This window comes from Archangium lansingense (genome assembly GCF_026626635.1).
In the GTDB taxonomy this organism is placed as follows: domain Bacteria; phylum Myxococcota; class Myxococcia; order Myxococcales; family Myxococcaceae; genus Archangium; species Archangium lansingense.
Genome location: NZ_JAPNKA010000001.1, coordinates 5,426,722 through 5,445,144, shown reverse-complemented (window position 1 = coordinate 5,445,144; position 18,423 = coordinate 5,426,722). Strand labels below are relative to the sequence as shown.

The 18,423-nt window shown below is 67.3% G+C and carries 17 protein-coding genes and 5 tRNA genes; 13 read left to right on the top strand and 9 right to left on the bottom strand.

What is annotated here, in order from left to right:
- Complete coding sequence (locus tag OV287_RS22405) at positions 1–252, top strand: mersacidin/lichenicidin family type 2 lantibiotic (RefSeq protein WP_267536072.1); 252 nt, start codon at positions 1–3, stop codon at positions 250–252.
- Positions 253–309: 57 nt separating this feature from the next.
- Here OV287_RS22405 and OV287_RS22400 read toward each other — a convergent pair whose 3' ends face one another.
- From OV287_RS22400 to OV287_RS22390, 3 genes are read right to left on the bottom strand one after another with little or no spacing between them, the layout of a single operon-like run.
- Positions 310–675, bottom strand: a complete 366-nt coding sequence (locus OV287_RS22400) for a metal-sulfur cluster assembly factor (protein WP_267536071.1) — start codon at positions 673–675, stop codon at positions 310–312.
- A complete protein-coding gene (locus OV287_RS22395; RefSeq protein WP_267536070.1) occupies positions 665–1,744 on the bottom strand; it encodes an amidohydrolase family protein in 1,080 nt (359 codons plus the stop codon). Before OV287_RS22395 ends, OV287_RS22400 begins: the two co-directional genes overlap by 11 nt.
- A gap of 42 nt (positions 1,745–1,786) precedes the next feature.
- Positions 1,787–3,733 carry an ATP-binding protein gene (locus tag OV287_RS22390; protein ID WP_267536069.1) on the bottom strand — a complete coding sequence of 649 codons (1,947 nt, stop codon included), beginning with the start codon at positions 3,731–3,733 and terminating at the stop codon, positions 1,787–1,789.
- A gap of 299 nt (positions 3,734–4,032) precedes the next feature.
- On the opposite strand from OV287_RS22390, the gene OV287_RS22385 reads away from it, so the two are divergent.
- Positions 4,033–4,293, top strand: coding sequence for a mersacidin/lichenicidin family type 2 lantibiotic (locus OV287_RS22385; protein ID WP_267536068.1), 261 nt, complete (start codon positions 4,033–4,035; stop codon positions 4,291–4,293).
- Between the two features lie 104 nt (positions 4,294–4,397).
- The gene (locus OV287_RS22380) at positions 4,398–4,649 is read left to right on the top strand and encodes a mersacidin/lichenicidin family type 2 lantibiotic (RefSeq protein WP_267536067.1); all 252 of its coding nucleotides are present in this window, start codon (positions 4,398–4,400) and stop codon (positions 4,647–4,649) included.
- Between the two features lie 105 nt (positions 4,650–4,754).
- Here the strand turns inward: OV287_RS22380 and OV287_RS22375 are convergent, their stop codons facing one another.
- Entirely contained in the window at positions 4,755–6,641 is a 1,887-nt protein-coding gene (locus OV287_RS22375; protein WP_267536066.1) for a M4 family metallopeptidase, read from the bottom strand.
- A gap of 352 nt (positions 6,642–6,993) precedes the next feature.
- Positions 6,994–8,691 (bottom strand): dihydroxyacetone kinase family protein, encoded by a 1,698-nt coding sequence (locus tag OV287_RS22370; protein WP_267536065.1) that lies wholly within the window; start codon positions 8,689–8,691, stop codon positions 6,994–6,996.
- 138 nt (positions 8,692–8,829) lie between these two features.
- On the opposite strand from OV287_RS22370, the gene OV287_RS22365 reads away from it, so the two are divergent.
- Together OV287_RS22365 and OV287_RS22360 are read left to right on the top strand one after the other, a co-directional pair.
- A complete protein-coding gene (locus OV287_RS22365; RefSeq protein ID WP_267536064.1) occupies positions 8,830–9,072 on the top strand; it encodes a mersacidin/lichenicidin family type 2 lantibiotic in 243 nt (80 codons plus the stop codon).
- Between the two features lie 29 nt (positions 9,073–9,101).
- The gene (locus OV287_RS22360) at positions 9,102–12,329 is read left to right on the top strand and encodes a type 2 lanthipeptide synthetase LanM family protein (RefSeq protein ID WP_267536063.1); all 3,228 of its coding nucleotides are present in this window, start codon (positions 9,102–9,104) and stop codon (positions 12,327–12,329) included.
- A gap of 1 nt (position 12,330) precedes the next feature.
- Here the strand turns inward: OV287_RS22360 and OV287_RS22355 are convergent, their stop codons facing one another.
- Positions 12,331–13,119, bottom strand: coding sequence for a WecB/TagA/CpsF family glycosyltransferase (locus OV287_RS22355; protein WP_267536062.1), 789 nt, complete (start codon positions 13,117–13,119; stop codon positions 12,331–12,333).
- A gap of 133 nt (positions 13,120–13,252) precedes the next feature.
- Positions 13,253–13,942 (bottom strand): response regulator transcription factor FruA, encoded by a 690-nt coding sequence (gene fruA, locus OV287_RS22350; protein WP_267536061.1) that lies wholly within the window; start codon positions 13,940–13,942, stop codon positions 13,253–13,255.
- A gap of 494 nt (positions 13,943–14,436) precedes the next feature.
- Here fruA and OV287_RS22345 point away from each other — a divergent pair, with 494 nt between their 5' ends.
- Positions 14,437–14,946 carry an Hsp20/alpha crystallin family protein gene (locus OV287_RS22345; protein ID WP_267536060.1) on the top strand — a complete coding sequence of 170 codons (510 nt, stop codon included), beginning with the start codon at positions 14,437–14,439 and terminating at the stop codon, positions 14,944–14,946.
- An 81-nt stretch (positions 14,947–15,027) separates the two neighbouring features.
- On the opposite strand, the gene OV287_RS22340 is transcribed toward OV287_RS22345, so the two are convergent.
- Entirely contained in the window at positions 15,028–15,552 is a 525-nt protein-coding gene (locus tag OV287_RS22340) for a DUF2267 domain-containing protein (RefSeq protein ID WP_267536059.1), read from the bottom strand.
- Positions 15,553–15,698: 146 nt separating this feature from the next.
- On the opposite strand from OV287_RS22340, the gene OV287_RS22335 reads away from it, so the two are divergent.
- Both OV287_RS22335 and OV287_RS22330 read left to right on the top strand, forming a co-directional pair.
- Positions 15,699–16,457 (top strand): RDD family protein, encoded by a 759-nt coding sequence (locus OV287_RS22335; protein ID WP_267536058.1) that lies wholly within the window; start codon positions 15,699–15,701, stop codon positions 16,455–16,457.
- A gap of 1 nt (position 16,458) precedes the next feature.
- The gene (locus tag OV287_RS22330) at positions 16,459–17,436 is read left to right on the top strand and encodes a stage II sporulation protein M (protein ID WP_267536057.1); all 978 of its coding nucleotides are present in this window, start codon (positions 16,459–16,461) and stop codon (positions 17,434–17,436) included.
- On the opposite strand, the gene OV287_RS22325 is transcribed toward OV287_RS22330, so the two are convergent.
- Positions 17,420–17,875, bottom strand: coding sequence for a ribosomal L7/L12 family protein (locus tag OV287_RS22325; protein WP_267536056.1), 456 nt, complete (start codon positions 17,873–17,875; stop codon positions 17,420–17,422). The genes OV287_RS22330 and OV287_RS22325 overlap by 17 nt on opposite strands.
- Positions 17,876–18,007: 132 nt before the next feature.
- Between OV287_RS22325 and OV287_RS22320 the strand changes: the two genes are divergently transcribed.
- The 5 genes from OV287_RS22320 (at position 18,008) to OV287_RS22300 (ending at position 18,422) form a co-directional block, all read left to right on the top strand.
- Positions 18,008–18,080 (top strand) — tRNA-Glu (locus OV287_RS22320).
- 24 nt (positions 18,081–18,104) lie between these two features.
- Positions 18,105–18,175: transfer RNA gene (locus tag OV287_RS22315), tRNA-Ile, on the top strand.
- A 20-nt stretch (positions 18,176–18,195) separates the two neighbouring features.
- Positions 18,196–18,266 (top strand) — tRNA-Val (locus OV287_RS22310).
- Between the two features lie 3 nt (positions 18,267–18,269).
- Positions 18,270–18,340: transfer RNA gene (locus tag OV287_RS22305), tRNA-Ala, on the top strand.
- 13 nt (positions 18,341–18,353) lie between these two features.
- A tRNA-OTHER gene (locus tag OV287_RS22300) sits at positions 18,354–18,422 on the top strand.
- The last annotated feature ends 1 nt before the right edge of the window (position 18,423 follow it).

Below are 18,423 nucleotides of genomic sequence, written 5' to 3'. Positions count from 1 at the left end.
TTGAAAAAGGAAATGATTGTCAGGGCCTGGAAGGATCCGGCGTACCGCGCGAGCCTCACTGACGAGGAGCGCGCGTCCCTCCCCGAGTCTCCTTCCGGGAGGGCGATGACCGAGCTCGACGAGGATGAGCTGTTCGGCATCTCCGGCGGCAGGAAGCCAGAGTACTCGATTGACACCTTCCGCTGCCCTGCTCCCACTTTCTTCGACTGTCAGCGGACCCTCAACTCGTGCGGAATCGTCGCCTGCGTGTAACCGCTCCAAGCTGGTGCCGGGCCTAACGCTCGGCACCAGCCCTGGAGTGGAAGAGCGTCAGGAATCTCTTCCGGCGGAGGGCAGCATGCGCCCGCCAATCATCGTGATGCGCCGCTCCGACAGCCGCTGGCGACCCTCAGCCGAGATGTGCTCGGGTCTCCACTCCAGCGCATGATCGAACTCCACATGCACCGACTGGACGTCCGCATGGGAGCTCAAGCGCTGCTCGATTTCACGCATGAAGTAGGCCGCCATCATGCACATGGGCGAGGTGAGCTGGAGGCGCACGGTCACCCTCCCCTCGCTGCACTCGAGGGCCTGGAGCAACCCCATCTCACCAATGCTCAGCGGCACCCCGGTGGCCAGGCTGCAGGGATCCGGAATGGTCTGAATCCGTGCCAGCAGATCGCTCTCAAGCGTCATGGCCATCCTCCGTGTAGCTATAGGGCCGGGCACGCCCCTGGGCACGCCGCTTGGAAAACTTGTCATGAGCGATGCGGGCCTTGACGGCTTCGATGTCGACGCCCGCGTACCGAGCGTAGTTCTCCCCAAGGATCATCCGCTTGATCTCCGGCGTCAGCTGCATGCCGGCAACCTTCACCAGATCATCCGGCAGTTGGAAGTCATGCCAGAACTTGTGGATGGCCGGATGGGGATGACAGAAGACCGTGCCAGACCCCCACATGATCTTCGCCGGTCCAGCCCACTTCAATAGCCCGGCCAGCGCCTCGGCAAACCAGCGCTCGCGCTTCACGATGAGCGCTCCCGTCACCTCCAGATTGACATACACGTTGGGGAACAGCGACAGCTGCATCCCCGTCTCGTCCAGGAAGGCCATACCGCCGTGCACGATCTCGAAGTTCAGCTCGGGAAAGGCATCCGCCGCGCCGCCAATGTCATCCACCTTGTAGGCCTCGATGGGCACCGCACCCATCGGCAGACCCTTGTGGACGGCGATGTTCTTGATGCCCAGCTTGCGCGCCCGCTCGAAGAGGGGGAACGCGATGCGTGCATCATCCATGCGCCAGCCGGTGTGGCGGAACGAATCACTCAGCCAGGCCGCGGGGTAGAGCTTCAAGCCGCTGGGTTGCAGCGACTCGACCTGGTACTCCAGATCATCCAGGGCCGCCGTGCCACGCAGCGGGTCCACCCCGGCATAGACCAGGAAGCGATCCGGGTAGCGCTTGCGAATCTCCCGGGTCTTCTCATACGAACACAAGCCATCGTGGTAGAGCGTCTGCAGCGGCAGGACGTGATGGACCGCCAGGTCAACGTCACCTTCCACGAAAAGCAGGTGGGCCAGCTCGTGGATGGACCAGTCCTTGAGGAAGCGATGCGGCTCGGAGACCCGGTACTCTTCATCCGAAAGTCCACTGTGCAGCCCATAGATGAGCTGAGCCAGCGACTCGGCATACCGGGCGGCGCGGTAGTTGGATGGGTGGAGATTGTAGGCGTGTGTTACCGCGTCAATGACGAACGTCCCGTCAATCATCGTGAACTCCTCTCTTGAATGAAGAAACTCCAGAAACACGCATCAGGTCTCGAGGACCTTCCCAATCAGACGCCGGAGCTGCTGCACATCGAAGGGCTTCTCCATCCAGGCGTTGGGGACCGCCTCCATGAACTGGCGTGCGCGCGGGGTATAGGAACCCCCGGTGATGAAGACAAAGCGCGGGGCAAGCTCAGGCCTGCACTCGCGCAGCTGCTCATAGATGTCCATGCCCGTGAGGCCCGGCATCATCAGATCACAGAAGATGATGTCGAACGGCTCACCGGAAGTGAGCTGCGCCATTCCATCCTGGCTGGTTACCGCCACCGTCACATGATGCTGCCGGCCAATGAGCCGCGACAGCGAGCGTGCGACCAGCGGCTCATCGTCGATGATCAGCATGCGCCCGCGACGCTCGGAGCGGCTCACCTGCGAGTCCGGAGACGAGGCAGCAGCCGCCACCGGCTGCATCGCCGGCAGGAGGACGGTGAAGGTGGTACCGCGCCCAACCTCGCTGTGGACGGAGATCTCCCCGCCGAAGCCGCGGATGATCCCATGGCAGATGGACAGGCCCAGCCCCGTCCCCTTCCCCACCGGCTTGGTGGTGAAGAATGGATCAAAGATGCGCGCGAGCACCTCGGGAGGAATGCCAGCGCCGGTATCGCTCACGTCCACGGCGACCCGGCCGCTCGTATCGAGCCGGACCCCAACGGTGATGGTGTTTTGGGTGGAGCCCTCCTCGGGGAGGGCCTGCACCGCGTTGATCAGCAAGTTGAGGAAGACCTGTCCAAGGCGGGACGCGTCGGCGTGCACCAGAGGGACAGGCTCATACTTCGTGATGAGCTGAGCACGGTGGCGCAGCTCACTGGCCGCCATCTTGAGGGAGAAGGCGAGGGGCTCCCGCACATCCACCGCGGTCCTCCGCTCTACCTCCTCTTGGCGCGAGAAGCTCTTGAGGTCGCGCACGATGTTGCGCACCCGGAGGGCTCCCTCGTGGGCCTCCTGGAGCAGGGTCTCCAGCTCCCGGAGCTGCTCGGCCCGCCGCTGCGCATCCGGGCCGCCGAGCCCAGCCTCCACGCCCTCCTTGACGAGCTGCCTCGTGGACTCCAGCGCCAGGGAGAGGTTGGCCTGCACGTAGGACAGGGGATTGTTGATCTCATGCCCGACTCCGGCGGAGAGTGTGCCCACCATCGACAACCGGTCCGTCTGTAGCAGTTGGGCCTGCATCCTCTTGCGCTCGGTGACGTCTCGCGCCATCACCACGACCGCCTTCGCCCCATTGAACTCGATGGGCAACCCCGTGCTCTCGGCGTCGAACCAGGTGCCGTCCCGCCGCAGGTAGCGAATCTCTCGCAGCGGGGCCAGCTCACCCAGATCCGCCGCGGTGTGGATCCGCTGCCGCACCAGCTCGCGATCGTCCGGATGGACGATGGTCAAGATGGGCTGCCCAATGAGCTCGCTCGCGTCCTCATATCTGAGCGCCTTGAGCAGCATCGGGTTGACGTAGATGAAGCGCTGGCCGGTGTGGACGAAGACGGCCTCGGGACCGTTCTCGATGACCTTGCGGTAGCTCTGCTCCGAACGCCGGAGGGCCTCCTCGGCGCGCGTGCGCTCGGTGACATCCTCGAACAGGTACAACTGGCAGGTCACCTTGCCCGCGGCATCGCACACGGGCGTCGAGATGCGGCGGAGCATGCGTCCATCGGCAAGCGCCACCTGGCGCTCTTCCCGCTCGGAGGGGGGCTGTCCACAGGGGGAAAGCTGCGTCTGGAAGAGGGCCTCCGCGTGGGTGGCCGGAAGGCTGTGGAGGATGCGCGAGTGGGTGGCCTCCCCTTGCCGGATGAGCTCCTCCAGCGTCTCGAGACCTCCTAGCTGGCAGAACCGCTGGTTGGCATAGAGAACCCTTCCTGAGGGAACCGCCACGAGGTAGAGCCCCAGCGAGAGGCCATCGCTCATGCTCCACGGCCGCACCACATCCAGCGTCACCGGCATCGCCCTGCCCTAGAAATCAAGAGGGGGCGCCCTGAGCACCCCCGAAACTATTCGATAGTAAACTTTTCCAACAAAACGGGTAAACTCATTTTTCAGTGACAGCCCCGCCTGGCGCTGCCGCGCTGGGGAACGGCCTTCGCCGAGGTCCGCGGACTTTCAACTCGTGTGGAATCGTGTGGTCCGGAAGGTCTCCGACCCACACCCTCGACGCCTGCTGGCACGGATGCCTCACGACTTCTTCACGCACCTCTACCTGGATGACGGGCTCGATGAGTGCCCGGCCACAAGGAATAGGTGTCATGAAGAAGGAAATGATTGTCAGGGCCTGGAAGGACCCGGCGTTCCGCGCGAGCCTTACCGCCGAGCAGCGCACAGAGATTCCGGAGAGCCCCTCTGGCAGACCCATGAGCGAGCTCGACGAGACAGACCTGGATGGTGCCGTGGGTGGCCACTGCCCTCCCAACACCTCGATTGGATGCCCCATCAGCTTCCGCCTCATCTGCAACACGGTTGGCGGTCCACGCTGCATTGCGATGACGCCGCCCATCGTCAAGGAGTGAGCTGAGCTTCAGCCAGACGTCAGAAATCCCTGTCACATCAGGGCTCCATTCACTCCAACCGGGTGCCGGGTGTGACGCCCGGCTCCAACCCTGGAGTGAATGACATGAAAAAGGAATGGATTGTCCGTGCTTGGAAGGACCCCGCCTTCCGCGCCAGCCTTTCCGCCGAGGAGCGTGCCTCCCTCCCCGAGTCTCCCTCGGGCAAGGCGTTGACCGAGCTCGATGAAGAGGCGCTGCTGGGAATCACTGGCGGACTGCGCGCCGTGGTGCCCGCCACCGGTTGTACCGGTCCGGAGCAACTGACGTGCGGAATCATTGCGTGCTGCCCGGCTCCCGAGCCGCTCGAGGTCATGTGAGCGTCTCCCCCCAGCCCGGCTGACCTCCACGCACGTCAGGAAAAGACGAAGCCCCCGGGAGGCATGCCTCCCAGGGGCCCGTTCAGCTCAATCTGGCTTCAACGATCAGGGCGTGTAGGAGCCCTTGAGCGAGACGCTCGAGAAGGTGCTGTAGGCGCGAACCATCACGTAGATACGGGTGGCCGCCGTCTTCGCCGCGATGTTGCACGTCTCGGCGTTGCCGCTCAGGTACGGACGGCAGTCGTACAAGGACGTGGTCGGCGTGGCGCCCGCCTTCACGTACAGGTCCGCGTCACCCGTGCCGCCGCTGAGGACGTAGGTGGACGCCTTGCTGGCCGGAACGTCCAGGTAGTAGTACAGCGCGTTGCCCGTGGAGGCGCCCAGACCCGTCTTCGCCACGCCGTTGGTCAGCGGGAGGGACGTCGGGGGCGGCACCACCACGCCCACGCCCACCGCGGTCCAGGTCGCCGTCACGGCGGCCAGCTCGGCGGAACCCGCACCGTAGAGGGCCGTGGCGGCCTGCTCGGTGTACGTCTTCGCCTGGGCGTAGTTGGTGGAGGCCGTCATGTAGTCCGTGTTGGCCTTGTAGAAGATGGCGCCCGCCTTCTGCACGCCGATCGCCGGAACGACGGTGGTGCTCTTGCCGCGCGGGTGCGTGCCGCCCTTGGAGAGCAGCGTGAAGGCCAGGTTGGCGATGCCCGAGCTGTAGTGCACGTCCACGCTGCCAGAGCTGCTCGTCCAGTAGTCGAGCGAGGCGCCGTCCTTGGCCGGATCGTACATGTAGCGGAGCGCGTCGTTCGGGGTGGCCGGGGTCCAGATGTCGTCGCCGACCATGAACACCGCGTTGGTGGTGGCCCAGGTGCCCGAGGCGTAGCTCTCGCAGTAGGCGCCGAAGATGTCGCTCATCGCCTCGTTGAGGCCGCCGGACTCACCCGAGTAGGTGAGGTTGGACTCGTACTCGGTCACCGCGTGGGTGAGCTCGTGCGTGGTCACGTCCGCGGACAGGCCGAGCATGCCCGAGTTCACGCCGTCGCCATCGCCGTACACCATCTGGGTGCCGTCCCAGTAGGCGTTCACGTAGTTGCTGCTGTAGTGCACCGTGCTGGTGAGCGTGGCGCCCGCGTTGTTGAACGAGTCGCGGTTGAAGTTGTTCTTGTAGCAGTTGTACGTGCCACCCAGCTTGTCGTAGTTGCCGTCGACGTGCGCGTCACCTGTGGCGGCGCCGCCCTCGGAGCGCTTGAGGGTACCCGGCGTGCTGGAGCCGTTGTTGGCCGAGTACACCTTGCGGTTGAGCGCGGTGTGGATCTTCGAGTTGCGCTGCACCAGCGAGCCGTCCTTCGCGCTCACGTAGACGAGATCGCGGATGGGCGACTCCGAACCCTCGCCCGTCACCGTCACCTCGAAGGCGAGCTTGAGCTTACCGTCCTGGTTGGAGCGCACGTACACCAGGCGCGAGCCCTCGGAGGCGAGGTGGCGGCCCGTGGTGGCGTCGAGGGCGGAGATCACGGCGGCCTCGGGGGAGATGGTCGCCTTGGAGGAGACGATCTCACCGTCGTGCGCGGTGCCGTTGACGGCGGTGATGATGCCGTTGGAGTCCACGTGGAAGACGAGCTCCTCGTTCACCACCGGCAGGCCGTTCTTCATCTGGCCATAGCGGATGTGGGTGACGCCCTGCTCGTCCACGCGGCTGCGCTTGGCCACGAGGTCGGAGGCGTTCAGGCGGAACACAGCGGCGATGGAGGGCAGCGCCTGGTTCACGGCGAGGCCCTGGCCAGCGGTACCCAGGTTGCCGGTGAGCATGAAGGGAAGGCCCTTCTCGTCAGCACCCACCACCTTGGCGGAGGGCAGCGCGGCGAGCGCGGCCTGGACGTCACCGAACGAATCCGCCTCCTCGGCCTTCTGGGCTCCCTCGGGGAGCTGGGAGTTGTCTACGTCGCACGCGGCGAGGGGAAGGGCGAACAGCGCTGCAGCAAGGAAACGCGTACGCAACACGGGGGGACTCCTTTGGCCGGCGACGAGATGCCGCCAGACGCGGTTCCCCTAGAGCAGGTATCGGGCCAACTCATGAACCCGATGAATTCCCTCTTCTCCCGCACATTCCCAGAAACCAGGATGGAGCATGAATGTCACAGCCCGCACGGCCCTGAACGTACACAGGCTTTACATCCACTCCGTGCAACCGGTTGATTTCAGCCGGATTCGCGCCGCGGCGGGAGATGGCCTGTTCTGCCCCAAATCCCCGGGCCCGAGGATAATTGCCCCAGGGTCATCAATTGGTTCCGCAAGCATTTGGGCCTGAATCATTACGAAATATGACGGGCCCACTTCACGACGCCCGGCGGCGTCACGCGATGGATTGAGAGAGAGACTTCAGCCAGACGACGGCGGCCACTGCCCCGGCATCGGGGACACCGAGAGCGCGCTCGCCGAGGTAGCTGGCACGTCCCAGTCGCGGCTTCATCCGCGTGGTGGCCTCCGCGCCCATCTCCGCCGCCAGGACACAGGCTTCCCACGCCTCGGCGGGAGAGCGGCCAGCCTTCAGCTCATGCGCGAAGGTGTCCGCGGCCGGACGCAGGGCGTCGAGCATCGTGCGGTCTCCAGGACGAGCGCCACCGAGCTCCGCCACGGCCTCGACACCGGCCAGGAAGGCCTCGGCCCAGGCCGTCGCGTCCTGCCGCCCCTCCGCCAGGTGACGGGCGGCGCGCAGCAACGCGGTGGCGTAGAAGGGCCCGGAGCTCCCGCCGATGCTGCGACGCATGGCGTTGCCAATCGCCGTCAGCGCCCGGGTGGGACTCGACCAGGAGGACTCGGGCAGCGCGCGCAGAGCCGCCGCACCGCGCGCCAGGCTGATGCCGAGATCGCCATCCCCCGCCGCGCTGTCGAGCTCGGTCAAGCGCGGTTCGGCCGCCTCGAATGCATCGGCGATCGCCAGGGCCGCCTGCTTGAACCGGACCATCTCAGGATGCGCTACGTTGACGGCCCCGGATGGAGAAGGCGCGGGCGCCACGGGCTGGATGCGGCGTGCCGGGGCGATCCTGCCATTGCGCGGCCAGGCCGGTGCGGTGGTGGCCGCGTCGAGCCAGCGCAGCCGCTCGTCATCCACCCTCAACAGGGTCAGCGAGCAGCCCGGCATCTCCAGCGCCGTCAGGAACGAGCCGCTCCAGGCCCGCTCCACGAGGACACCTCGTTCGCGCAGCACGGCCAGAGCGCGACGGGCGATGATCGCCAGCTCCATGGGCGGCGTGCCACCCAGCCCATTCACCAGCAAGGCCACGCGATCACCGGAGCCAATGCGGCGATCCTCCAGAATGGTCGCCAGCAGGGTGTCCACTAGCGCATCGGCCGGCTGCAGCGGAACGCGCCGCACGCCCTGTTCACCATGGATGCCCAGTCCGAGCTCCATCTCCCCCTCGCCGAGGGTGAAACCGGGCCGGCCCGCCGCGGGCACGGTACAGGCGCCGAGTCCGACACCCATGGTGCCGAGCGCGGCGGCGGTCGCGGCAGCTGCCCGTGCGACCTCCGCGAGCGACGCACCCGAGGCGGAGGCGGCACCAGCCACCTTGTGCACCAGGACGGTCCCGGCGATCCCCCGGCGGCGCTCGGGCTCGACGGTGTCACGCAGGGCGACATCGTCGGCGACGATGACGACCTCCGTCGGGATGCCCTCCGCGCGTGCCAGCTCGGCGGCGAGGCCGAAGTTCAGCCGGTCCCCGGTGTAGTTCTTCACGACCAGGAGCGCCCCCGCTGGACCCGCGACGGCGCGGATCGCGGCCAGGACGGCGTCGGTGCTCGGCGAGGTGAACACATCCCCGGCGACCGCCGCGTGCAGCATGCCGGAGCCCACGTAGCCCGCATGGGCCGGTTCGTGTCCGCTGCCACCTCCGGAGAGCACCGCGACCTCGCGACGATGGACGTCGGCGGGAATGTCGGCGCGAATCACCACGGATTCGCCCTCCAGCAACGCCTGCTCCGGAGAGAGCGAGACCAATCCTTCGAGCATCTCCCCCACGACCGCGCGCGGGGCGTTGACGAGTTTCTTCATCCGCTCAAGGTGGCCGCACGGCGCGAGTGACGTCAAGTTCACGCTCGAGGGCCCCGTTCCCCCTGTCACATCCGGGACCCTCCCACTCCAACCAGGTGCCGGGTGTGGACGCCCGGTCCCAACCCTGGAGTGAATGACATGAAGAAGGAATCGATTGTCCGTGCCTGGAAGGACCCTGCTTTCCGCGCCAGCCTCTCCGCCGAGGAGCGTGCCTCCCTCCCCGAGTCTCCCTCGGGCAAGGCGTTGACCGAGCTCGATGAGGGCGCGCTGACCGGAATCATCGGCGGACTGCGCGCGGCCCTGGAGCCCTCCACCGGGTGTACCGGCCCCGTCCAGCCGACGTGCGGAATCGTCTTGTGCCGCCCCGAAGAGGTGGCCTGACCGTTTCCCCGCACACCAGGTGACCTCACATGCAAGTCATTCCCCCTGTCTTTCCCTGGAAGAAGGCGACGTTCCTCCACGAGCGGGCCACCGCGAAAAATGCAGACCCGGTGCCGGGGAATGAGCCGGGACTCGAGGAAGCAGAGCGCCGGGCGAGCGCCTGGCGACAGCTCATGTCGGGAGACGATGCGACGCTCGACGAGCGGCTGAAGAGCATCGGGCTCGATCGGGACGCGTTCCTGCAAATCCTCGTTCGTGCCGGAAGCCAGGAGGAAGGCATCGAGGACAGTGGCTCCTGGGTGTCCCTGATTGAGGAGGTCATCGAGCAGCGGCACGCCGGAGAGCCGCTGCCCGCTTCCCTTCAGCCTCCCGCCAGTCCGGGGCAGCCCGGGCTGGCGTTCTCTGGATTCCTCCTGCCCTTCATCCGGATCGCCGCCGCGAGGTTGCGAACCGTCACCGCCGCGCTGCAGGCCCGTTATGGGCTGGAGAACCCGCTGCTGTCGCCCGAGGCCGAGGCCTCTCTGCTCGAGGGGCTGGCACGGCGGCTCCAGTTCCTGTCCAACCGCACCCTCATCCTCGAGCTCAACGTGGCCCGGGTCATGGATGAGCTTCCCGGTGACACCCCCCAGGAGCGCTTCCACCACTTCTGCACCGTGCGCCTCCAGGAGCCGCGGGTGCTCATGGCCGTGCTGGAGGAGTACCCAGTGCTTGCTCGGCTGCTGGCCACCAGCACCGAGCGGTGGCTCACCGTCAGCCTGGAGCTGCTCGAGCGCCTGGCCCGTGAGCGCGAGCAGCTTGGTCAGGCCTTTCTCGGCGGCCAGGACATCGGTTCCCTGGCCGGCCTCCAGTCCGGCGTTTCGGATCTGCACCGCGAGGGCCGGAGCGTGGTCCTGCTGAAGTTCAGCTCCGGCCTGAAGCTCGTCTACAAGCCGAAGTCGCTCGCGGTGGACGTCCGCTTCCAGGAGCTCCTCCAGTCCCTGAATGGGTGGGGAGCACACCACCCGCACCGCGTGCTCACCGTGTTGGATCGCGGCACCCATGGCTGGGTCGAGTACGTGGAGGCCTCGGGTTGTGACTCGCGCGAGGCCCTCCAGCGCTTCTACTGGCGGCAGGGCAGCTCACTGGCCCTGCTCCATCTGCTGGCAGCCGTGGACTTCCACCTGGAGAACCTCATCGCCGCGGGCGAGTACCCCGTGCTCGTGGACCTGGAGGCGCTCTTCCACCAGCGGCTGGTCATGGACGCGGGCGAGTCGGCCATGCAGCGCGCCTGGGCCGAGCTGGATCGCTCCATCATCTCCGTAGGCATGCTGCCCATGCTCATCTTTGGCCGGGCGGGACGCGCCGGAGTGGACATGAGCGGGCTGGGTGGAGAGGCAGGACAGCTCTCGCCCCACGCTGTGCCCATGGTGGAGGACGCGAACAGAGACACCATGCGCATGGTGCGTCGCCAGGGCCGTACGTCCGGCTCCAGCAACCGTCCCCAGCTCCAGGGCCAACCGGTGGACGCCTCCGACTTCACCGAGGACATCGTCCAGGGCTTCGAGGAGACGTACCGGCTCCTTCGGGAGCACCGCGAGGTGCTCGGCTCCCACCTCCAGGCCTTCGCCGACGTGGAGGTCCGCCACATCGTGCGCGCCACCCAGCGCTATGCCCTCCTGCTGCAGGAGAGCGTCCACCCCGACTTCCTGCGAGAGGGCCTGGAGCGCGACAAGGTACTGGACAACCTCTGGGCAGAGGCCTCGCTCGTGCCCGCGTTGCGGCGACTCGTCCCCTTCGAGCATGCGGACCTGCGACTCGGGGACGTCCCCCTGTTCGCCACGCGGCCCGGCCAACGCCACCTGTGGAGCAGCACCGGCGAGTGCATCCGCGACTACTTCCCGCGCGACAGTCTGTCCGAGGTACAGGAGCGACTCGCTCGGCTGAGCGAGAAGGACTGCGCCTGGCAGGTCTCCCTCATCCGCAAGTCGATGGTCTCCATCGACAAGAGCCGGGGCACCGCGCGGCCTGCCCCTCGCACCCGCCCCTCACCTTCCGTTCCACCCGCCTCGCGCGAGGACTGCCTCGCCGCCGCCGTCACGATTGGGGAGGACCTCGCGGCCAAGGCCATCCGGGGCAGCAAGGACGTCTCCTGGATTGGCATGAGCCTGGAGGACCTGGGGCAGTGGCGCTGGAGCCTCTCGCCCATGGGGGCGGACCTGTACGAGGGCGTTGGCGGGCTCACCCTCTTCTTCGCCTACCTCGCTCGGGAGACCGGACGCACGGACTTCGAGGCGCTCGCTCGCGCGGGCCTGGAGACCGTCCGGGACGCCTGGCGCAACCCCGACCCGAGCGATGCGGGCGTGGGCGCCTATGTCGGCCGGGCCTCCTCCGCGTATGTGCTCGCCCACCTGGCCTCGCTCTGGAACCAGCCGGAGTTGCTGGACGACGTGCTCGCCGGAATCCCCGCGCTGGAGCCACTCATCGATGCCGACACGCGGTTGGATCTCCTCAGCGGCTCCGCGGGATGCGCGCTCGTCCTGCTCGGGCTCCACGCCCGGACTGGAGACTCACGCCTGCTGGATGCGGCGAGACGGTGTGGCGAGCGGCTCCTCGTCACAGCCCAGCCATGCCCGGAAGGCGGCGTAGGCTGGAAGGGCCCCGCGGGACAGCAGCCCCTGTCGGGCTTCTCCCACGGCGCGGCGGGCATCGCCTATGCGCTGCTGGAGCTGGCCTCCGCCACGGGTGACACGCGCTTCCGGGAGCTGGCGCACCAGGCGCTCACCTACGAGCGCGCGCTCTTCGTACCGGAGCGCGGCAACTGGAGAGATCTCCGCGAGCAGGACGGTGCCCCGGAGGAGGTCGCCGGCTTCATGCTGACGTGGTGCCATGGCGCTCCGGGCATCGCGCTCGGGAGGCTGTGCTCACTGCGGCACCTGGATGGCGTAGAGGTCCGCGCGGAGCTCGAGACGGCGCTCACCACCACCCTGCGCGAGGGCTTCGGCGGCAGCCACTGTCTGTGCCACGGAGACCTGGGCAACGTGGAGCCGCTGTACCTGGCGGGAGAGCTGCTCGGAGAGCCGCGGTGGATCCGCGCCGCGCTGAACCGCGCGGGCCGCATCCTCCACCAGGGACGGGAGCGCGGCTGGCTCTGCGGACTGCCCCGGGGTACAGAGACCCCGGGACTGATGATGGGACTGGCGGGAATCGGCTACGGCCTGCTGCGGCTGGCGGCACCGGAGCGCGTGCCCTCGGTGCTCACCCTGGCCATGCCCTCCTGAGTCAGCGCCGCGAGGCCGCGACGACACGCAGGAAGGCCAGGCTCCGGAACAGCCGCCGCACCGGAGCCATCACCGCGGCCAGCAGCGGCCACCGACGGCGGGGCGCCCAGGGCCTGTCCAGCAGCGACGCCAGCGCCAGGCCCGTGCCCACCACCACCGCCGGCTGCAACCGCCCGGCGGCGTACTGGCAGAACAGCTCCTGCTTCGGCGTCGCCATGGACACCAGCACCAGGTCCGGCCGCGTCAGGGCCAGGCGGTCGCACAGACGATCCACCCACGGGCCCTGCCCGTCCTCGGGCACCTCCTCCACGGCCACGCCCACGGCGAGCAGCCCGTACTTGTCCCTCAGCGCGCACGCGGTCCACTCGGCCAGCCCCGGCTGATCCGCCACCACGAGCACCCGCCACGCCCGCGCACTCGCCAGCCCGACCAGCGCCGGCAACCACCGCACACCCGGCTCCGGCAACGGCGAGCCGATCACCTGCGCCGCGCGCACCAGCGCCGTGCCGCCCGCCAGCGACAGCTCCGCCGTGGCGAGGGCCTCGCGCAGGGACGCATCGCCCTCGGCCCGCACGACCTGCTCCACATCGGGCGTGAGAATGTGTCCGCCCTGCCCACCGGCGACGAGACGCTCGATGCACGCGAGCACCTCGTCGAGGCGCCCCATGTCCAGCGGGACCTGACCGATGCGCACACGAGCGAAGGCCCTTCCGGGCTCCCGCTCCAACCGCCTCGGTGCTGGAAGCGCGAGACTCCCTGCTGGCGTCTCCAGCCCGACAACCCCGTTCATCACCCTCCTCCTCCTGGCGCCCTCAAGGGGCTGGGACAGTGGTGTCACGCACCACGATCTGCCAGGGGGGTCTGACGAATGGATGACCGGGGACTGACGACGGAGTGACATCCGTCCCCGGATTCCTCCTCCGCTAGAGGTCCGGCGGTGGCCGGACTCCCAGGTGACAGGCTCGCAACGCCAGCTGGGTCCGGTTCTCCGCTCCCAGCTTCCGATACAGCTGCGTCACGTGCGATTTCACTGTACGCTCGGCGATTTGCAGGTGCGCGGCGATCTTCAGGTTGTCCGCGCCTCCGGCCACGTACTGCAGCACCTCGCGCTCCCGCTGCGTGAGGGTGAGCAGCACGCTCGCCGTGGACGCCGCCACAGGTGGATGCTCGAAGTCGTTGCGCAGCAGCTGCACTGGGAAGAGCTTCTCCCCGCGCACCAGGGCATTGACCGCCGTGCAGACCGCGTTGGTGGTCAGGCTCTGGCGGAAGAGGTAGCCCGAAGCTCCCTCATCGAAGCACTGGGAGATGAAGTCCTGGGCATGCGCCGAGGACAGCACGAGCATCCTCACCTCCAGCCGGCGCTTGCGCGCCTCACGCAGGAGGTTCAGCCCCTCCGTCGCCGAGCAGCCCATGTCCGCGTTGCCTTCCGGCTCCACGTCCAGGATGGCCACCTGAGGCGGATCCGTCCCGATGCCGTCCAGGAGTGTCCTCACGTCCCGGGTCACCCACAGGACCTGCAGTCCTTCTCCTTTCAGCCCATCGGCCAGTCCCTGCCAGGCCGCCCACGGTCCTTCCAACAATCCAACTCGCACTTCCGCTTGATTCATTGCCATGCGAGGGCCCCCCAGCCGTCATGGCGTACAAATACCCTTGAGACGTACTGCATCCGGTCTTGGCGACACCCGCGGCTCCAGATGTGGGTCGGGCTTGTCTATCCGCAAGAGTGTTCGTCCTACCGGCCAGCACCTTCCACTACCTGTTGACGCTTTTGCTCTCTCCCGAGTCGCACCTCCGACGTCCATTGGAAAGATTTGACCCATCCATACCACCGGTTCACCCACCGTGCGACCGGGGCTCCCCACGAATGTCCATGGGAATGGCATACGTCCAGTCCCGATCCACGCCAATTTACCGCTGACTGTGCACGGCAATACCCAACAGGGCTGAAACTGTCCGGAGGTAGGCGATTCCCGGGGCCACAGACGGATGGCTCAACGGACAGGGATCGACCTTGGAGGGTGCCTTGTGCGGCTCCATCCCCGTTCTACCCTGAATGTAGGGGCCGCACCCCAGCGTGGGTACGACCCGAGCACAAGGAGAGACAGTCATGGCAGATCTTCCAGTGCGTCGAGGAGGCGGATCCTCGGTTGGACGGTGGACGCGGGGGTTGGATCCTTTCGAGCGGATGCGGGAGTTGATGGGGTTCGATCCATTCGAGCAGATGGGCCGCATGGTGGGTGGCGGTGAGCCCTCGGTGAGCTTCATCCCGGCTTTCGAGGTGAAGGAGACGAAGGACGCCTACATCTTCAAGGCGGACCTGCCGGGCGTGAAGGATGCTGACTTGGACATCACGCTCACGGGGGACCGGCTCACCATCAGCGGCAAGCGGGAGACGGAGCAGCAGGAGGACACGGATCGCTTCTACGCCTACGAGCGGAGCTACGGCTCGTTCACCCGCTCGTTCACGCTGCCCGAGGGCGTGGATGCGAGCAACGTCAACGCGGAGCTGAAGGACGGCGTGCTCCACCTGCGGTTGCCCAAGCAGCCCGAGATGCAGCCCAAGCGCATCCAGGTAGGCACCGGCGACACCGGCAAGCAGGGCAAGGTGAAGGCCTGAGCCAGGAATAGGGCCGGGAGGGCATGAAAATGGGGGACTGGAGTCATCCAGTCCCCTTCGTCATTCCAGGCCCCTCGTGGGTCAGATGGCGCGCTGCCACAGCTCGCGCAGGTCGGCCGGAAGCTGGCCGATAACGTCGTCGATCTCTCCCTCGGAGACTTGATCCCTCACCGCGGTGAAGACGGCGCGGATCTTCTTCTCGGCCTCGAAGGAGTCCACACCCAAGTCCTCCGCTACCATCTGGATGAAGCCTTCCTTGCCGAACTTGCTGGCCGGCTTGCCCAGGTGCCGCTCGCAGCGAATCAGCAGATCCTTCAGCTTGCCAGGCAGCTGGGCTTCCAGGTGCGCGGCCTCCTCGCCAAAGAGCCGTTGCTCCAGGACGCAGAGGATGGAGACCGCGGCGCGCTCCGCCTCTTCCTCGTTCATGGAGCCGATGACCATCAGGTTGCGCAAGAAGGCCTTGTAGGTCTGATTGCGCCGGGTCTCACTGCGCAGCTCACGCCGGGCCTGCGGATCCACCCCCGAGGCTCGCCGCGACTGGTCCTGGTCCTCCGTGCGCTGCGACTGCTGCTTGATGTCCGTCCCGGTCCGATCCGTGTCCGCCATATGCGCCTCCCTCGGGTTGAAAGGGTTCCTTCTGACCTTGACCATGCCCGAGCAAGGCGTGCAGCGGGGGCGGCGCGATGGGGTGCTCGCCCTGGCACCTGCCCTGGCGGACCTTCAGGCGCGTTCCAGGTAATCTCCCCGGACGAATGGACTCCGTCACCTCCCCCAGTCTCGAGGTCGCCACACCCGAGCGGGTCTCGCTCTCGCTGCCCGTGGCCGGCATCGGCTACCGGTGCCTCGCCTACCTGGTCGACCTCGCCCTCCTCTTCCTCTTCTGGGCCGTGGCCTACTTCACCTTCACGCTCCTGGTGAGCGACGTGCTCGGCTTCTTCCAGGGGCTGTCTGGCCTGGCGCAGACGCTGCTGGTGGTGGGGGTGTTCGCCACGCAGTGGGTGTACTGGACGGCGGCCGAGGTGCTGATGGGCGGGCAGACGCCGGGCAAGCGTCTCGTCGGCATCCGGGTGGTACGCGTGGACGGCTCGCCCGTGGGGGTGCTGGAGAGCGCGATTCGGAACCTGGTGCGCGTTGTGGACTCCCTTCCCGGCGTCTACGCGGTCGGGTGCCTCTGCGTGCTGCTGACGCGCCAGCATCGGCGGTTGGGAGATCTGCTCGCCGGCACGCTGCTGGTGCGCGAGGAGCGCATCGACCTGGACAAGTACACCGCCACCGGGCCCGCGTCCCTGCACGCCGCCGCCCGCGCCGAGCGGCTCTCCCCGGGAGACGAGGAGCTCATCCTCTCCTTCCTGACCCGGGCTCCGGGGCTCGAGCCGGAGCCTCGGAAGCACCTGGGGACGAAGCTGGTGGAGCGCTACGGAGGCCTCGACGAGGCCGGACGTGCCACCGTGCTCGCCTCCCCCCAGAGCATCGAGGCCTTCCTGAGGGCCCGCGTCCAGACGGAGCGCTGACATGGCCGCGCCCCTGCCCGCCTTTGTCTCCCGCCGCCGCCCCGACTGGGACGCCCTGAAGGGGCTGCTCGACCGGCAGCGCGCGGGCACCCTGCAGCTGGGGGAGCTGCGCACGCTCGACGTCCTCTACCGCCGGGCCGCCGCGGACCTGGCACATGCGCAGACCTTCTACGCGGGCACGGACGTGCACCGCTTCCTCAACCAGCTCTGCGGCCAGGCCTACGCCGCCATCTATCAGCCGCCGCGCGAGCGGCTGGCCTCAACCGTGGCGTTCTTCCGCCACGACTTCCCACGCACCCTGCGCGCCAATGGCGTCTTCGTGGCCGCCAGCGCGGGCCTCTTCCTGCTGGGAATCCTGCTCGGGGCGGTGGTGGTGCTGCTGGAGCCGCGCGGTGCGGAGCTGCTCGTCCCCGAGCACCTGCGCGCCTTCATCGCCCGCAAGGAGATGTGGACGGACGGCATCCTCACGGTGTCACCGCCCAACGCGGTGGCCTCGGGCATCGCCACCAACAACCTCACCGTGACCATCGTCACCTTCGCCTCCGGCATCCTGCTGGGGCTGGGGACGGTGTTCGTGCTCATCAACAACGGTGTGCACCTGGGCTCGGTGGCCGCCCTGTGCGTGCACGAGGGCATGGGCCCGAAGCTGTTCGACTTCATCGCCGCCCATGGGCCGGTGGAGCTGTCCATCATCGTCATCGCCGGAGGCGCGGGGCTCATGGTGGGCCAGGCCCTCATCGACCCCGGAGAGCTGCCTCGAGGACAGGCCCTGGCGCTGCGCGGACGCGAGGCCGTGAAGCTGGTGCTCGGCTGCGCGCCCTTCCTCGCCCTCATCGCCGTGGTGGAGGGCTTCGTGTCTCCCGGCGACTTCTTCTCCTCGTGGGTGAAGGCCGCGCTGGGACTCGCGCTGGGAGCCTTCTTCTGGCTCTACCTGCTGCGCGCCGGCAGAGGCGAGGCCAGGCCTACGCCCGTTGGCTGAGCACGGCGACGACCACGCCGGCCACGAGTGCCAGGAGGAGCCACCCCAGGAAGCGCCAGGGCGAGCGGGGCCGGCTCGTTACCTCCGGCAGGGAGCCCGCCTCACGCAGCTTCGCCTCGAGGGCCTCGATGGCATCCTTGGCCTCCTTCAGGCCCGAGTTCGCGAAATGGCGATGGAGCCGGATGGCATCGATCTTCTTCCCTTCGACGATCATCCGCTCGAGCTCCGCCCGCTGCCCGGACGAGAGGGATTCGCGCTCCTCCCTGGGCGAGAAGCGCGGAATCCGCCCCTCGGCGATCTGCTCGATGGCGTCCTTCGCTTCCTTCAGACCTTCGCCCGTCAGTTCGCGGTAGAGCTTGATGGCGTCGATGGGACGGCCCCGTCGCACCAGGGCGATCACCTCGGCGAGTGGCTCATCTGAAGAGTTGGACGTGGTCATGGCTGGCGGAACGCTGCCACGGGCCGCACGCGCGCGTCCACCTCCAGGCGACCAGGCGGCCCCTCGCGAGACAGCGTCCGTCAGGAACCCGCATCATTTCTCGTCTGATTTCGCATGACGGTTGAAGCAACTGTCCCGTTCGTCTAACGGCTCAGGATGCTGGCTTTTCACTCCGGCGATGAGGGTTCGATTCCCTCACGGGACGACCCATCGCTTCAACCAGACATCTAGGGACGTAGCTCAAGGGTAGAGCACCTGCCTGATAAGCGGGAGACGGCAGTTCGAGTCTGCTCGTCCCTACTTGGGTTCCATAGACAGACACGCGAGTCGCTCAACAGCAGAGCACCGGTCCGACATACCGGAGATCAGGGTGCGACTCCCTGCTCGCGTATACGGGGTCATCGTCCAACAGGAAGATGCCGCCATCGCAAGGCGGAGATCCGGGTGCGACTCCCGGTGACTCCACTCTCTTTTTCTCGGGCTGGCCGCTGGGGCGGAATCGGGCTTTGCACGCCTGATGTGCCGGGTTCGATTCCCGGTCGGTCCAT

Excerpts from the sequence above, each read along its gene's own strand:
- OV287_RS22385 (WP_267536068.1), top strand. The coding sequence starts at position 4,033 with ATGAAGAAGGAAATGATTGTCAGGGCCTGGAAGGACCCGGCGTTCCGC.
- OV287_RS22390 (WP_267536069.1), bottom strand. The coding sequence starts at position 3,733 with ATGCCGGTGACGCTGGATGTGGTGCGGCCGTGGAGCATGAGCGATGGC.
- OV287_RS22345 (WP_267536060.1), top strand. The coding sequence starts at position 14,437 with ATGGCAGATCTTCCAGTGCGTCGAGGAGGCGGATCCTCGGTTGGACGG.
- fruA (WP_267536061.1), bottom strand. The coding sequence starts at position 13,942 with ATGGCAATGAATCAAGCGGAAGTGCGAGTTGGATTGTTGGAAGGACCG.
- OV287_RS22380 (WP_267536067.1), top strand. The coding sequence starts at position 4,398 with ATGAAAAAGGAATGGATTGTCCGTGCTTGGAAGGACCCCGCCTTCCGC.
- OV287_RS22325 (WP_267536056.1), bottom strand. The coding sequence starts at position 17,875 with ATGACCACGTCCAACTCTTCAGATGAGCCACTCGCCGAGGTGATCGCC.
- OV287_RS22365 (WP_267536064.1), top strand. The coding sequence starts at position 8,830 with ATGAAGAAGGAATCGATTGTCCGTGCCTGGAAGGACCCTGCTTTCCGC.
- OV287_RS22355 (WP_267536062.1), bottom strand. The coding sequence starts at position 13,119 with ATGAACGGGGTTGTCGGGCTGGAGACGCCAGCAGGGAGTCTCGCGCTT.
- OV287_RS22335 (WP_267536058.1), top strand. The coding sequence starts at position 15,699 with ATGGACTCCGTCACCTCCCCCAGTCTCGAGGTCGCCACACCCGAGCGG.
- OV287_RS22340 (WP_267536059.1), bottom strand. The coding sequence starts at position 15,552 with ATGGCGGACACGGATCGGACCGGGACGGACATCAAGCAGCAGTCGCAG.
- OV287_RS22360 (WP_267536063.1), top strand. The coding sequence starts at position 9,102 with ATGCAAGTCATTCCCCCTGTCTTTCCCTGGAAGAAGGCGACGTTCCTC.
- OV287_RS22395 (WP_267536070.1), bottom strand. The coding sequence starts at position 1,744 with ATGATTGACGGGACGTTCGTCATTGACGCGGTAACACACGCCTACAAT.
- OV287_RS22330 (WP_267536057.1), top strand. The coding sequence starts at position 16,459 with ATGGCCGCGCCCCTGCCCGCCTTTGTCTCCCGCCGCCGCCCCGACTGG.
- OV287_RS22370 (WP_267536065.1), bottom strand. The coding sequence starts at position 8,691 with ATGAAGAAACTCGTCAACGCCCCGCGCGCGGTCGTGGGGGAGATGCTC.
- OV287_RS22400 (WP_267536071.1), bottom strand. The coding sequence starts at position 675 with ATGACGCTTGAGAGCGATCTGCTGGCACGGATTCAGACCATTCCGGAT.